This window comes from Staphylococcus sp. GDH8C109P, assembly GCF_017893405.1.
GTDB lineage: Bacteria > Bacillota > Bacilli > Staphylococcales > Staphylococcaceae > Staphylococcus > Staphylococcus cohnii.
Genome location: NZ_JAESMX010000022.1, coordinates 19,205 through 32,142 on the forward strand (window position 1 = coordinate 19,205; position 12,938 = coordinate 32,142).

Sequence of the window (12,938 nt, forward strand, 5' to 3'; positions counted from 1 at the left end):
AAACTCTCCCTTATTTACGAATTTGTCCAAGTGCATCTGCAATTGCCGAAGCTTCACTTGGCGTAAATGAGGCTTTGGACGTTACATAATCATATACCTCTTTTACTTCTTGTGCATCAGCAGATTTATACTTTTCGGGATTGATTAAACTTTGATTTACTAAATTTAAACGATCACGAATTTCTTCAATCATTTCTTCGTTATTTTTAGTCACTACTCTCACCTCTTTTTAGTTTATTTTATCAAATTTGCTAACCTTGTAAAACTTTTATCATAATTCCTCTTTAGAAATGATTAATAAACCATTAAAATGGGAAATAGGATTATATAATTTGGAGGTCAATATATGATTACAGTTGCTTTTGTTTGTCTTGGAAATATTTGTCGCTCACCTATGGCAGAAGCTATAATGCGGCAAAGGTTAAAAGATAGAAGTATCAATGGTATAGAAGTCACTTCAAGAGGTACAGGTAAATGGAATCTTGGACAATCACCTCATGAAGGGACACAAAAAATATTATCTGAACACAATATTCCATTTAATGGTATGATTAGTGAACTATTTGAATCTAACGACGACTTTGATTATATTATTGCTATGGATCAAAGCAACGTTGATGATATTCAAAGTATTAATCCAAATATTAAAGGAAAATTATTTAAATTGTTAGAATTCAGTGATATGACTGAAACTGATGTACCAGATCCATATTATACAAATAATTTCGAAGGCGTGTATAACATGGTACAATCATCTTGTGATAATTTAATTGATTTCATTATTAAAGATGCTAATTTAAGAGAGGGGTAACAACATCATGCAAAACAAATTAATTCCAGGTATATTATTAGGTGCTGTAATAGGAGGCGCAGCAACACTTGCTGACAAATCTACACGCCAATCATTAAAACAATCAATTAAAGATATTAAAGAAGGCAATCGTTCTCAAAAACCTTCAGCAATTTCTAATATAAAAGATGAAGTCTCATATTGGAAAGATGCAATAGAAGAAATCAGACGTAATAATCCAGAGTTAGAGCGCTCTTTAAAAGATGCAAAAGACACATTTGTTGAACGTAAAAATAATCGTTTGAAAAATTAAATAAATAATATCGTGACTAATGAACATAATAAATGTTTGGTCACTTCATAATGATAATTTGAAATGAAACGTCATAGACGACTTACACATAATATAACTTAGTCATTCAAGCGGGGGCGGGAATAGGAAATCTACTTTTAAGTTTTGATTTCATTCCCACCCTCTTTATTTTTGATTTGTTATTTTGATATTTTATTTTTCAAAAGTTACTTTATTTCAAAAGAATATAGCAACACATATTTACCTTTATTGCATTTTACAGTATATTAAACTGTATACGTAAAATATCAATACATAAGGAGATTTGATATGTCTAAAAATGAAAAAACATCTTCTAATTTTCTGAATGAAACTAAAGAAATGGAAGATCAAAAGAACAAAAAAGATAAGAACGAACAAATTGAACGTGATCGTATATACATAACACCAAATGAATTTAAATCGAAATCGCCAAAAAAAGACAATCAAGAATTTTTTGTATCACGTATCAATAAGCCTGCAAAATATACTAAAGATTCAAATTTTTTCTCTTATTTAGTATATAGAATAGGAAAAGACGATGCATCTGGATTATCAGCACAACTATCCTATTATTTTATGTTATCTCTATTTCCTATGTTACTTTTCTTGTTATCGATTGTGCCGTACCTCGGTATTAAACAAAGTTCGATTAGAAGCATGATTAAGGAACATGTGCCACAAGATTATGCACCACAAGTATCATCTATTATTGGCGATATTATGGGCAATGCAAGTGGCGGCATTTTATCTGTAGGTTTAATCTTAGCGTTATGGTCTGCTTCTAATGGTATGACTGCTTTGATGAATTCTTTTAATGTGGCTTATGACGTAGAAGATAGCAGAAATTTTATTGTTTCTAAACTATTAAGTGTAGTATTTACACTGGCATTAATTATTGTCTTACCACTAGCGATTGTACTACCTACATTTGGTGAACAAATCGGGTCATTGCTATTTGGACCTTTAGGCTTAGGCGATCAAGTTAAATGGATTTTCAACTTAGTTAGATTTGCACTACCTGTTATTGTAGTACTTATAGCATTTATAGTACTATATACGTTAGCACCAAATGTTAAAATTAAAATGCTTTCGGTTATACCCGGTGCTATTTTTGCAACTATCGTATTTTTAGGCGGCTCTTATTTATTTGGTATTTATATTTCAAATTTTGCTAATTATTCTAAAACATATGGTAGTATCGCTGGTATTATCATATTAATGTTATGGCTTTATATCACTGGTTTTATCATTATTATTGGTGCTGAAATCAATGCAATTATGCATCAAAGAAAAGTAGTTGCAGGTAAAACACCAGAAGAAATTACAATTGATCAAATTGAAGAAGAAAAAAATAACGAAATAGATTAAGCGACAGAAGCTTTCTTCGAATATAAATTTAAAAAAGCTAAAACCTAGGCATACATTATTTTGTATCTCTGCTTAGGTTTTAGCTTTTATTATTGTATTAAATTATGTTGAAATGCATAAATTACAGCTTGAGTTCTATCTTGTACTTCTAATTTACTCAATACGTTGCTCACATGTGTTTTAACTGTTTTGATTGTAATGTGTGAAGCACTGGCAATCTCTTGATTTGAGTACCCTTTAGCAATCAATAATAATATTTCCATTTCACGTTCAGTTAGCATCTCATATAATTCAGCACGTTGTTTCATACGATTTCTCATCTTAACCAACACTTCTGCTTCAAATACAGATTCATCTCGATACGTTTTACGTATCGCCTCAGCGATATCACTGGCACTTGTTGTTTTTAAAATATAGCTATCTACACCAGAATCTAATGCACGGTACACTTCATTATCTTCAATATAACTTGTTAGCATAACAACTTTAATGTGTGGCAAATCTTTCTTAATTTGTTCTGTAGCTTCTACGCCATCCATATCATCCATCAGTAAGTCCATTAAAATTAAATCGGGTTTTAGTTCATGTGCTTTTTCAATTGCATCTTTTCCCGATTGCCCTTCTCCGACTACTTCTATATCTGGTTGAGTAGATAAATAACTAGAAATACCAATTCTGACCATTTCATGATCATCAACAAATAATACTTTAATCGGCATATGAATCCTCCTTATTTAATGGGGCTTTGACTTCAATTCGTGTTCCTGAATCTGGCAGTGATAGTATATGAAACGTTGCGCCAATTTCAAGTGCTCGTTCGCGCATATTTTTTAAACCATAGCTTTGTTCTACCTTATCATCTACGTTAAAGCCTTTACCATCATCTTGTATACGTAATAATAAATATTCTTCTCTATTAAACAATTCAATTGTAACTTTTGTCCCTTTTGAATGTCTTAATGTATTTGAAATTGCTTCTTGTGTAATTCTAAATAAATGATCTTCTATACCTTTAGGTACGTCGAATTCTTCAATATCATGTACAACTTTCATAGGCACTTTTTTCTGCAAATCAACCACTAAATCTTTGATACCTTGGCCAAGTGATTTATCTTTCAAGCCAATTGGTCTTAAATGTAATAGCAAAGCACGCATCTCTAATTGTGAATCTTGAATCATTTTTTCTAATACTGGAATTTGTTGATCTAAAGGCGCTTTCAAATCAGTTTCTTTAATAGCAGAGAGCATCATACTTGCTGCAAACAATTGCTGGCTTACGGAATCATGTAACTCTCGAGCCAGTCTTTGTCTTTCATCTTCAATTATTTTTTTAACTTTCACATCGTTCATATTATATGATTCATTTGTTAAATTTTGTGTTTTTAAACGCAATCTATGAACTTCTTGATTGAGTGGTACAAGCGTTTGATATAATTCAATGGTTTCATTATATAATTCTATATTTTGGTCATTGATACCTACTGTTTGCCCTTCTATAGAACGCTCAATTTGGTCTTGTAACCAATGATTTTGTTGATTGATTTTATACGCTAGCACTGAGCCAACAATGATGCAAAGTAATATAACCAATAAGTTGATAAATAGTAAAACTGGTATTCCAAAAATTTGCGTATAAATCATGCCTTGAAAATATATAATATTCACAAAAACTTTATCTATAAAAAACATAGCGAAAAATGTACTATAAACTAATATCAACATTGATCCTATTGCTCTTATGTAGTGATTCATTTATAAATCACCTCAACATCTCCTATAAATGTTGACAAATAGACATTAACAGCATAATTATCTTCTTTTGTTTCTTCAACAACTTTAATATTGTTGTTTTCAACTTTATATGATGTTTCATTAACATAAGCATTACCATAAAGTGCTGAAAAATGTAATTTTATATTGTAATTTAAAGGTACAATAATTTGCACTTTACCTAAAAAATGTCTTATCACTACAGTATTATGTTCTCTAATATTAGCAGCTTTAGACATATCTATATGAATGTCACCAATACCATGCTGTATTTGTAAATCTTCCCATTTATAAACATAAATAGGTGTACGTTGTTCACCAAACCACTTTTGCTTAATAAATTCTGGAGATTCTACTGCCTCTTCTGTCGCAATGATTTTCAAAGGTTTGAACCTATAAAATATATATCTCACAATTAACACAATTAAAAATATAAACAATATGATAATTGTGTATTTATTGGATAGTAAAGTAAAAGCAATAAGTAATACCCCAATCCAAAACGATAATAACCCGCGTATTTTATGAAAATATAAATATCCTACATAAACCAATATACAGCCTAATAATAATACAAAAATAAAACCTATTTTTTCAAAGAAAATATAGTAGAAATTTGCTATTATCATTAATGCTGTAAACACAATCAACATCTCAGTTGATATATATTTATGAGTCATGTTTCGCCACCTTTCTTCAAGCGACTAAACTAATTTGTTCGATTAAATCACATTCTGTTTCAACATTCACTTTTTCCTTTGCCTGTTGTGATAAATCGGCTACAATACGTGCGTAGTCTGCTTCCATTTCATTCAAATCTTTTTTAATTTTTTCTATATCATAGTGCTCAATCTCTTGTGCACATTCAATATCAGATTCATCTAAAATGTCGATATATTTATTTTCTAAAGATAATGTTAAATGATCTATTAATCTAGCTACATAAGTTTTTCTTTCAAATAGATAATTTATGTACATTTCTATACTTCTTAATTTTTTATCAAGATATTGTCTATATTCAATTAAACTTGAATAAAAGGTTTGTTTAGTCATTTTTTCTAGATAAGTCGTAATATAATTCATAGAATCACCTCATGATTGATTAGATTCTATTATAAAAAATTTCCGGAACCATTAGTATAGGCTCCGGAACCATCTTATATTAGGACTTTAGACCGAAACTTATTCTAATCTATTTTAGTAGTTAAAACTGGTCCTTCTTTTGTTACTATAACGGTATGTTCAATTTGTGCAACAAAGCTTTTATCTTGAGTTTCAAATGCCCATTCATTCTTACCTTCTGTGACAAATGTAGCTTTTGAAGAAATAAATGGCTCAACAGCAATTACAGTGCCTTCTTTAAGCAAAGTTTTATCTTTTGGATCATAATAATTCATCACATGGCTAGGAGATTCATGTAATGATTGACCAACACCATGACCTGTTAAATTTTTAATTACTGTTAAGTCATTTTTACGTGCTGTTGCGTGAACCGCTTTACCAATTTGACTTAGCTTTGCACCAGGTTTGATTTTTGTCATAGCTGCTTCAAATGCTTCTAAAGCAACATCACAAACTTTTTGTTTCAATGGATTATCCGCTTCACCAACTACAAATGAAATACCAGTGTCAGCATAATACCCATTTTTCAATGCAGAAACATCAATATTTACTAAGTCACCTTCACGAATTTTTCGTTTTCCAGGAATACCATGTGCCACTTCTTCATTAACACTGATACAAGTTTGACCAGGAAAGTTTTCATCATGAATTGGTGCTGAGATAGCTCCGTGTTCTTCAAATAAATCTTTTGCGATATCATCAAGTTCTTTAGTAGTGATGCCAGGTGTAGTAGCTTCTTGCATTTTGTCTCTAACTAGTGCGCAGATATATCCAATATCTTTTAGTGCTGTTAATTCTTCTTCTGTTTTTACAATCATTTTATCCCGTTCCTTTTTGTAAATTATATTCTTTCTTATTATAGCAGACTTTTTTTGATATAATAAATTAGAAAATTTTTATCATATATAGTTTAACATTTTAACCAAATAATGACATAACCACTTTTACAATTCTGGTTAAATCATTAAACGTTTATTTTTATAGGAGTTTTAATATGAATGATTCTTGGTATAAAAATATTGTTGGTGCAAGAACTTTGAAAACAGGTTTAGCTACATTTTTAACTGCTCTTTTTTGTCTAGCTTTAAATTTAAATCCAATTTTCGCTATATTAACAGCTATCGTCACAATTGAACCAACCGCTAAGGCCTCTTTAATAAAAGGTTATAGAAGACTGCCTGCAACAATTATCGGTGCCTTATTTGCCGTTATATTTACTTTTATTTTCGGCGATCAATCTGCTTTTGCCTACGCATTTAGTGCAACATTCACCATTATTCTTTGTACAAAATTAAATTTACAAGTAGGTACAACTGTAGCAACTTTAACAGCAATGGCTATGATTCCGGGCATACATGATGCTTATTACTATAATTTCTTTTCCAGATTATTAACGGCTATCATTGGTTTAGTTACAGCGGGATTAGTAAATTTTATTGTCTTACCTCCCAAATATTATAATCAATTGGATGATGCTATTAATCAAACTGAAGAAAAAATGTACGCGTTATTTCATAAACGTATGCGTCAACTTGTTATTGGTAAATTTTATAATGGAACGACCAACCAACAATTAACTACATTATTAAATTTAAACCAAAAAGTCGAGACGTTACTTTCTTATCAAAAAGATGAGCTCAGTTATCACAAACACCACAATTCAGAATGGATTCGTTTAAAATCTTTAACTACGCGTACACATACAAATCGCTTATTTATAACGCACTTATCTAACTTAGTTTTTTTACCAAAAGACACACAAGTTACTTTTACTAAAGATGAGCAACTTGCCATCCTAAATATTGCTGAGAGTATAAATAACATACATAGAACTGGACATTTTGAGCGTCATCCAAAATCAGCGTCGTTACTTAAATCCACCGTCAAAGGTTTAGATGAGTTTGATAAAAATCAATTAAAAAGTCATATTGTCTATGAAATACTATTAATTTATAGAATTTTAAATAGTCGATTTGCTTAAATTGATTAAATATTGTTACATCAAAAAACAGCCTAGAACATTTTGTCCTAGGCTGTGATTTATTTTATTCATACTCGTTAAATCTTTACTATTTTTGTTGGGAAACGCGCTCAACAATTACTTTCTTAGCTGCTTCTTCCTCTGTATTGTCTAATTCTTTCGGTTCAAATACAAGGCCTTTACGCTCGCAAGCTTTTTCTAATAGATAATCTGTAATTTCATGATTTTTAGGTAGTATCGGTCCATGTAAATAAGTACCTAGTAGATTCTTGTAATGAATGCCTTCTTTAGCATCGTCATCATTATTACCAAAACCATGCGTAACTTCACCTAAAGTACCGTAATTATGATAAGTACGGCCCCCATGGTTTTCAAATCCTACAATTGTACCAAAAGTATTACTTTCAATAACGATATCTCCTGTTAAACGATTTTTTTTAGATTCTGTATAAAAATCTAAAATATTTAAACCGTCTAGTTCTGTGCCATCTGGTGTAATGTATTTACGTCCTAAAAACTGGTAACCACCGCATACAGTTAGACCAGGCAAACCATCTTCAATAGCAGCTTTTAACTTACTTTTTATTTTACTCAATTCTAATGTTGCTAATGCTTGTTCTCTGTCACTACCTCCACCAATAAAGAAGATATCACATTCATCAAAAGTAACATTATCCGTCTGATTAATATCTACAACTTTTAAAGTGATATTACGGCGTTTTGCACGTTGTTTAAGTGCAATGATATTACCTATATCACTGTACAAATTTAATTTATCAGGCATAAAGTGATAGACCGTTAACTCATTCATTTTACGTTATCCTCCTCAAAAGAGTGATTCAATTGTTTTAACATAGGGGCAAGCGATGTATAGTTAGGTATTGCTACAGTAAAACTATTAGTATATTCCATTGTTTTCGCAGTAGCTTTATAGATATCATTTTCTAAAATAACTGGTACATTAATCTCTGCGAGCTTTAATCTCAATTGTAGCTCTTCTGCTCGTGTACCTGTAACTATTATAGCTTCTATCTGTTGATTCGCTAATTTTTCAAAGTCAGCATCATAAATCCAAGATGTATCACGTCCATCTGCAGCATGATCATTTAAGCTGATGACGTAAACTTTGTTCCCCTCTATCCGATCACCAACTGAGAGACTTGCATTCATACCTGCAGGGTTCTTAGCTAAATTAATCATTGCTTCTTTCGTACCCTTTTTAAAATATTGCATTCTGCCATTATCAGAAGTATATGTTTCAAATCCTTTTCGAATTGACGCATCATTTAATCCAAGTTCTCTGAGCACGGTATAAGCAGCAATTGCATTATATGCATTAAAATCGCCTGCAATTTTCATATTAAATGTTGTAGTGCCAACATTTAAATTTATAAAAGGTGTTAAATCAAAGTGAGCTACTTCATATTTTGTGTTTTCTCGTTTAAAGCCACATTCACAATAATAATGACCCAATTGATTATAATGAATATAATCATAATGTAATAAGCGACCACAATTTGGACAATATCTACTTTCATTCATAGAACTTTGTTCAAAATCATACGCGTGCTTTTTCATTCCATAATAATTAACAGTGTCACTCGCTATCTTTAATCTACTGACAAATGGATCATCAGCATTTAACAATAATTTTATCCCTTTATTATCAATTGCTTTTGCAATATTATTTACCATAATATCGATTTCCCCAAATCGATCCATTTGATCACGGAAGAAATTAGTGACTACCATCATCGTTGGCGTAACTTCATTAAGTACTCTTGGTATTGAACCTTCATCAATTTCAATAACTGCGATTTTAGTATTTTTTTTAATTTGCAAAATAAAGGCAGATGTAATGCCAGCAGCCATATTAGCACCTTCATTATTATGTATGATTTCTATTTGATTCTCTTTCAAAGTATGACCTATTAAATTTGATGTAGTCGTTTTCCCATTTGTACCACTTATAAATACAATCTCATCTACATGAGATGCTAATTCTCTTAAAATATTTTTATCCACTTTTCTAGCTACTTGCCCTGGTAAGTCTGTTCCCTTTTTCCCAACACTACGACTTACTTGTCTTGCCAGTCTCGCTAGACGTGTTGCAGTCCATTGTCTCATCTACTTCCTCCTCTACTATTCACTCAAATATTATAACACGATTAAGTTGTATTCCAAACAATTCTCAATGCAAATATCTTTCACTTTCTTTAGATTAGAATAATTATTATTTACGAATGAGAATAAATTTGCTATACTAATGAAAAATGATAGATGGAGGCTATTAACTTATGTTGAATAAAGAATTATTAGATGCATTAAATGAACAAATGAACCACGAATATTTTGCTGCACATGCTTATATGGCAATGGCTGCATATTGCGATAGCAAGTCCTACGAAGGCTTTGCTAATTTCTATATCCAGCAAGCAAAAGAAGAAAGATTTCATGGTAAGAAAATTTATGATTATATCAATGATCGTGGTGAACAAGCAATATTTAATTCAATACCAGCACCTAAATCTGAATTCACAAGTATCTTAGAAACTTTTGAAGATGGCTTAGCTCAAGAACAAGATGTAACACGTAGATTTTACAACTTATCTGACTTAGCTAATAAAGATAAAGATTACGCCACAATTTCATTTTTAAATTGGTTCCTAGATGAACAAGTCGAAGAAGAATCAATGTTTGATACACATATTGATTATTTAAACCGTATCGGTGATGATAGTAACACTTTATATTTATATGAGAAAGAATTAGCTGCACGTTCATTTAATGAAGACGAAGCATAGCGTTAATATGCTAACAACTTTTATTAATTAAATTAATGATGAATATACAGAAGCATGCCAACATAATTGGCATGCTTTTTAAGTAATTTTTTGTTAGTAGTAAAGGACTGTTGGTCATCTATGAAGTTTAATTGAGTTTTACTCACTTGACTTCGAAAAGAGAATTATATAAAGTCAAAACATATTCTATAAGAGAAAGGGTTCTTGCTTGATGACAGCCAATGCTTATATTGCTTTAGATTTTGAAACTGCAAACGGAAAAAGAACGAGTATATGTTCAGTGGGAATGGTCAAAGTAATCAATCATCAAATCACAGAATCTTTTTATACACTGATTAATCCAAATGACTATTTTTCAAAACAAAACATTGCCGTACATGGTATTAATCCAAATGATGTAAAAGATGCACCGACATTTGAATCAGTATATCCATATATGATGCAATTCATTGATGGATTACCAGTTGTTGCTCATAATGCTGCATTTGATATGAATGTTTTGTATGACAGTATTAAGCAAATTGGTCAAGATACACCAAAAATCACTTATTTTTGCTCACTACAACTATCAAGAAAGACAATAAATAATCATCGTTATGGGTTGAACCATATGATGCATTATTACAATCTAGATTTTCATGGTCATCACGATGCTTTAAATGATGCTAAAGCATGCGCAATGATTACATTTCGATTATTAAAACACTATGATGATTTGAATAGTATATTAACAATATTTGGTAAGCAGTTAAAAGATAAAGATTAATTTATTCAAAATCAGGATTTATTTCCATGGTATTTCGTTTATATATAGTCATAAATTGTCATGTTTTCATATGTCGCATTTTCTAAGTTACCTACTGTAACGCCCACCAATCTAATTGGTGTTTCTGAATCTTTGAGTTCAGTATATAAACTATAAGCAATGTTATAAATATCCGTCTCATTTCTAATCGGATCTCTCAAACTTCTTTGTTTTGACAGAGTTTCAAATTTAAAAGTTTTAATTTTAACAGTGACAGTTTTGCCAGATTTTTGAATTCTGGCTAAGCGTTCAGCTGTTTTATGGCTTAATTCCCAAATTTTTTGAAGTATTTGATCATCATCATTAACGTCTGTTGCAAAGGTGCGTTCTGTGCCAACGGACTTTCTAATTCTTGTGGCTTTCACTTCATTATTATCTATACCTCTCGCCTTATTATACAATCCATAACCGCGTTTCCCAAAAAGACGAATTAATTCACGCTCACTTTGATTATATAAATCTTGGCCATTATAAATTTCATGCTCATGCATTTTTTCTTTAGAAGCTTTGCCCACTCCTGGAAAATCACCAATATCTAAGCCCATTAATATTTCATGTACATTTTTATAATCAATAATGGTTAAACCGTTAGGCTTATTCATACCGCTCGCTAATTTTGCCAAAAATTTATTATAAGAGACACCTGCAGAGGACGTTAATTGGGTAGCTTCGTAAATATCTCTACGAATATATTGCGCAATCATAGAAGCTGGTAAATCAGGACGGACTAAATGCGTAATGTCTAAATATGCTTCATCCAATGACAATGGTTCAACAATTTCAGTGTAACTTTTAAAAATATTCATAATTGTGTTTGAAGCTTCCTTATAAGCTTCAAATCTAGGAGATACATAAAAACCATTCGGACATAATTTATGTGCTTGTGCGGTGGGCATTGCAGAATGAACACCATATTTTCTTGCTTCATAAGAAGCCGTTGACACCACGCCTCTACCACTCGCTTTTCCACCGACAATAACTGGTTTCCCTTTTAAATTTGGATTATCCCTTATTTCTACTTGAGCAAAGAAATAATCCATATCTATATGAATAATTCTTCTTTCTGTCAATGCACACACCTCCCTTTTTAAACTTATATAATTATATTATTGATATTTATCTTACAATCTAAATGATTTTGATACATAATATATGCTCATGATAGTAAAACAAACAAAAAAGAGTTAGCTATCCGCTTCTTAAATACGATATCATCTATAATGATAATTATGTATTTAGCAGTAATACTAACTCAGATTAATTAATGCTTATGATTTTGGTTCAGTTTGCAATTCAATTGAAGGGTTTTTTGTATAATATTTAATACCATCCTCAGTATCTTCTATGACTTCCACTTTTTCATTTAACACACCTGAAAGTAAATACAAATCCACAACACAATATCCAATATGAAAACTTGTAATAAATATGATAGATGAATAAGGCATAATAAAAAATATGATAAATAAAATGGATGATATAATAATTAAAGGGGCTAACATAATTAAGCTATATTGCCATTTTTTGAAATAAACTTGTGGCATATGTGACTTTATCAAACCATATTTAACTCGATAAATAGGTTTTCGACCTTTTGATAAAATGCGAAACATTAAGTTATGAATCAATTCATGTAAGAAATAAACTATTGTAAAACCTAAAATACCATACAATAAATTAAATAAGATATTTTGCTCTATAACCGAAGCAAATAAATAAGCAAATTTATATGATAACAATATACTGATCATTACTATTGTTAATTGGAATAGTAAGAATCCTTCTAATAACTTTTTATTAGAAAACAACTCAATTTTAAACATTAGCAACCCTCCAAATGCTTTGTTGTTACCTAGAGTATACAATGATTTTTACCACTTAGAAAGAGCTCTTGAACAAAGTTAATGACTTGTAATTGAATTTTAACAAATCTTCTTACATTGAAATAAACTGCAACACTGAGT

General features: G+C 30.6%; 16 protein-coding genes. 6 read left to right on the forward strand and 10 right to left on the reverse strand.

Annotated elements, in window-relative coordinates:
* Positions 1-10: 10 nt before the first annotated feature.
* Positions 11-214 (reverse strand): DUF1128 family protein, encoded by a 204-nt coding sequence (locus tag KA867_RS11375; protein WP_046207949.1) that lies wholly within the window; start codon positions 212-214, stop codon positions 11-13.
* Positions 215-346: 132 nt separating this feature from the next.
* Between KA867_RS11375 and KA867_RS11380 the strand changes: the two genes are divergently transcribed.
* The 3 genes from KA867_RS11380 to KA867_RS11390 all read left to right on the forward strand — a co-directional run bounded on the left by KA867_RS11380 (position 347) and on the right by KA867_RS11390 (position 2,492).
* Complete coding sequence (locus KA867_RS11380; protein ID WP_210138085.1) at positions 347-811, forward strand: low molecular weight protein-tyrosine-phosphatase; 465 nt, start codon at positions 347-349, stop codon at positions 809-811.
* A 7-nt stretch (positions 812-818) separates the two neighbouring features.
* Positions 819-1,103 (forward strand): YtxH domain-containing protein, encoded by a 285-nt coding sequence (locus tag KA867_RS11385; RefSeq protein ID WP_019469618.1) that lies wholly within the window; start codon positions 819-821, stop codon positions 1,101-1,103.
* A 309-nt stretch (positions 1,104-1,412) separates the two neighbouring features.
* A complete protein-coding gene (locus tag KA867_RS11390) occupies positions 1,413-2,492 on the forward strand; it encodes a YihY/virulence factor BrkB family protein (protein WP_210138086.1) in 1,080 nt (359 codons plus the stop codon).
* 89 nt (positions 2,493-2,581) lie between these two features.
* Here KA867_RS11390 and vraR read toward each other — a convergent pair whose 3' ends face one another.
* From vraR to map, 5 genes are all read right to left on the reverse strand, one after another.
* Positions 2,582-3,211 carry a response regulator transcription factor VraR gene (gene vraR, locus KA867_RS11395; RefSeq protein ID WP_019469616.1) on the reverse strand — a complete coding sequence of 210 codons (630 nt, stop codon included), beginning with the start codon at positions 3,209-3,211 and terminating at the stop codon, positions 2,582-2,584.
* Positions 3,201-4,244, reverse strand: a complete 1,044-nt coding sequence (gene vraS / locus KA867_RS11400; protein WP_210138087.1) for a sensor histidine kinase VraS — start codon at positions 4,242-4,244, stop codon at positions 3,201-3,203. Before vraS ends, vraR begins: the two co-directional genes overlap by 11 nt.
* Positions 4,241-4,942 carry a cell wall-active antibiotics response protein VraT gene (gene vraT / locus KA867_RS11405; protein ID WP_210138088.1) on the reverse strand — a complete coding sequence of 234 codons (702 nt, stop codon included), beginning with the start codon at positions 4,940-4,942 and terminating at the stop codon, positions 4,241-4,243. The genes vraS and vraT overlap by 4 nt, the downstream gene beginning before the upstream one ends.
* 16 nt (positions 4,943-4,958) lie before the next feature.
* On the reverse strand, positions 4,959-5,345 hold the full coding sequence (locus tag KA867_RS11410; RefSeq protein WP_210138089.1) for a hypothetical protein: 387 nt from the start codon (positions 5,343-5,345) through the stop codon (positions 4,959-4,961).
* A gap of 104 nt (positions 5,346-5,449) precedes the next feature.
* Positions 5,450-6,202, reverse strand: a complete 753-nt coding sequence (gene map / locus KA867_RS11415; RefSeq protein ID WP_064264275.1) for a type I methionyl aminopeptidase — start codon at positions 6,200-6,202, stop codon at positions 5,450-5,452.
* Positions 6,203-6,378: 176 nt separating this feature from the next.
* On the opposite strand from map, the gene KA867_RS11420 reads away from it, so the two are divergent.
* Entirely contained in the window at positions 6,379-7,365 is a 987-nt protein-coding gene (locus KA867_RS11420) for an FUSC family protein (protein WP_210138090.1), read from the forward strand.
* Positions 7,366-7,453: 88 nt separating this feature from the next.
* Here KA867_RS11420 and gatD read toward each other — a convergent pair whose 3' ends face one another.
* Both gatD and murT read right to left on the reverse strand, forming a co-directional pair.
* The gene (gene gatD, locus KA867_RS11425; protein ID WP_210138091.1) at positions 7,454-8,176 is read right to left on the reverse strand and encodes a lipid II isoglutaminyl synthase subunit GatD; all 723 of its coding nucleotides are present in this window, start codon (positions 8,174-8,176) and stop codon (positions 7,454-7,456) included.
* Positions 8,173-9,492, reverse strand: coding sequence for a lipid II isoglutaminyl synthase subunit MurT (gene murT / locus KA867_RS11430; protein ID WP_210138092.1), 1,320 nt, complete (start codon positions 9,490-9,492; stop codon positions 8,173-8,175). The genes gatD and murT overlap by 4 nt, the downstream gene beginning before the upstream one ends.
* 170 nt (positions 9,493-9,662) lie before the next feature.
* On the opposite strand from murT, the gene KA867_RS11435 reads away from it, so the two are divergent.
* Both KA867_RS11435 and KA867_RS11440 read left to right on the forward strand, forming a co-directional pair.
* Positions 9,663-10,169: a ferritin gene (locus KA867_RS11435; RefSeq protein WP_019469608.1), complete on the forward strand. Its 507-nt coding sequence runs from the start codon at positions 9,663-9,665 to the stop codon at positions 10,167-10,169.
* 211 nt (positions 10,170-10,380) lie between these two features.
* Complete coding sequence (locus KA867_RS11440) at positions 10,381-10,935, forward strand: 3'-5' exonuclease (protein ID WP_210138093.1); 555 nt, start codon at positions 10,381-10,383, stop codon at positions 10,933-10,935.
* Positions 10,936-10,973: 38 nt separating this feature from the next.
* On the opposite strand, the gene dinB is transcribed toward KA867_RS11440, so the two are convergent.
* Together dinB and KA867_RS11450 are read right to left on the reverse strand one after the other, a co-directional pair.
* Complete coding sequence (gene dinB, locus KA867_RS11445) at positions 10,974-12,044, reverse strand: DNA polymerase IV (protein ID WP_210138094.1); 1,071 nt, start codon at positions 12,042-12,044, stop codon at positions 10,974-10,976.
* 198 nt (positions 12,045-12,242) lie between these two features.
* A complete protein-coding gene (locus KA867_RS11450; protein ID WP_210138095.1) occupies positions 12,243-12,797 on the reverse strand; it encodes a DUF3267 domain-containing protein in 555 nt (184 codons plus the stop codon).
* Positions 12,798-12,938: the final 141 nt, after the last annotated feature.

What these genes read in the sequence shown, in the direction of transcription:
- map (WP_064264275.1), bottom strand. Translation starts at nt 6,202, where the DNA reads ATGATTGTAAAAACAGAAGAAGAATTAACAGCACTAAAAGATATTGGA.
- KA867_RS11435 (WP_019469608.1), top strand. Translation starts at nt 9,663, where the DNA reads ATGTTGAATAAAGAATTATTAGATGCATTAAATGAACAAATGAACCAC.
- vraR (WP_019469616.1), bottom strand. Translation starts at nt 3,211, where the DNA reads ATGCCGATTAAAGTATTATTTGTTGATGATCATGAAATGGTCAGAATT.
- KA867_RS11450 (WP_210138095.1), bottom strand. Translation starts at nt 12,797, where the DNA reads ATGTTTAAAATTGAGTTGTTTTCTAATAAAAAGTTATTAGAAGGATTC.
- KA867_RS11390 (WP_210138086.1), top strand. Translation starts at nt 1,413, where the DNA reads ATGTCTAAAAATGAAAAAACATCTTCTAATTTTCTGAATGAAACTAAA.
- KA867_RS11380 (WP_210138085.1), top strand. Translation starts at nt 347, where the DNA reads ATGATTACAGTTGCTTTTGTTTGTCTTGGAAATATTTGTCGCTCACCT.
- gatD (WP_210138091.1), bottom strand. Translation starts at nt 8,176, where the DNA reads ATGAATGAGTTAACGGTCTATCACTTTATGCCTGATAAATTAAATTTG.
- vraS (WP_210138087.1), bottom strand. Translation starts at nt 4,244, where the DNA reads ATGAATCACTACATAAGAGCAATAGGATCAATGTTGATATTAGTTTAT.
- vraT (WP_210138088.1), bottom strand. Translation starts at nt 4,942, where the DNA reads ATGACTCATAAATATATATCAACTGAGATGTTGATTGTGTTTACAGCA.
- murT (WP_210138092.1), bottom strand. Translation starts at nt 9,492, where the DNA reads ATGAGACAATGGACTGCAACACGTCTAGCGAGACTGGCAAGACAAGTA.
- KA867_RS11385 (WP_019469618.1), top strand. Translation starts at nt 819, where the DNA reads ATGCAAAACAAATTAATTCCAGGTATATTATTAGGTGCTGTAATAGGA.
- KA867_RS11420 (WP_210138090.1), top strand. Translation starts at nt 6,379, where the DNA reads ATGAATGATTCTTGGTATAAAAATATTGTTGGTGCAAGAACTTTGAAA.
- KA867_RS11410 (WP_210138089.1), bottom strand. Translation starts at nt 5,345, where the DNA reads ATGAATTATATTACGACTTATCTAGAAAAAATGACTAAACAAACCTTT.
- KA867_RS11440 (WP_210138093.1), top strand. Translation starts at nt 10,381, where the DNA reads ATGACAGCCAATGCTTATATTGCTTTAGATTTTGAAACTGCAAACGGA.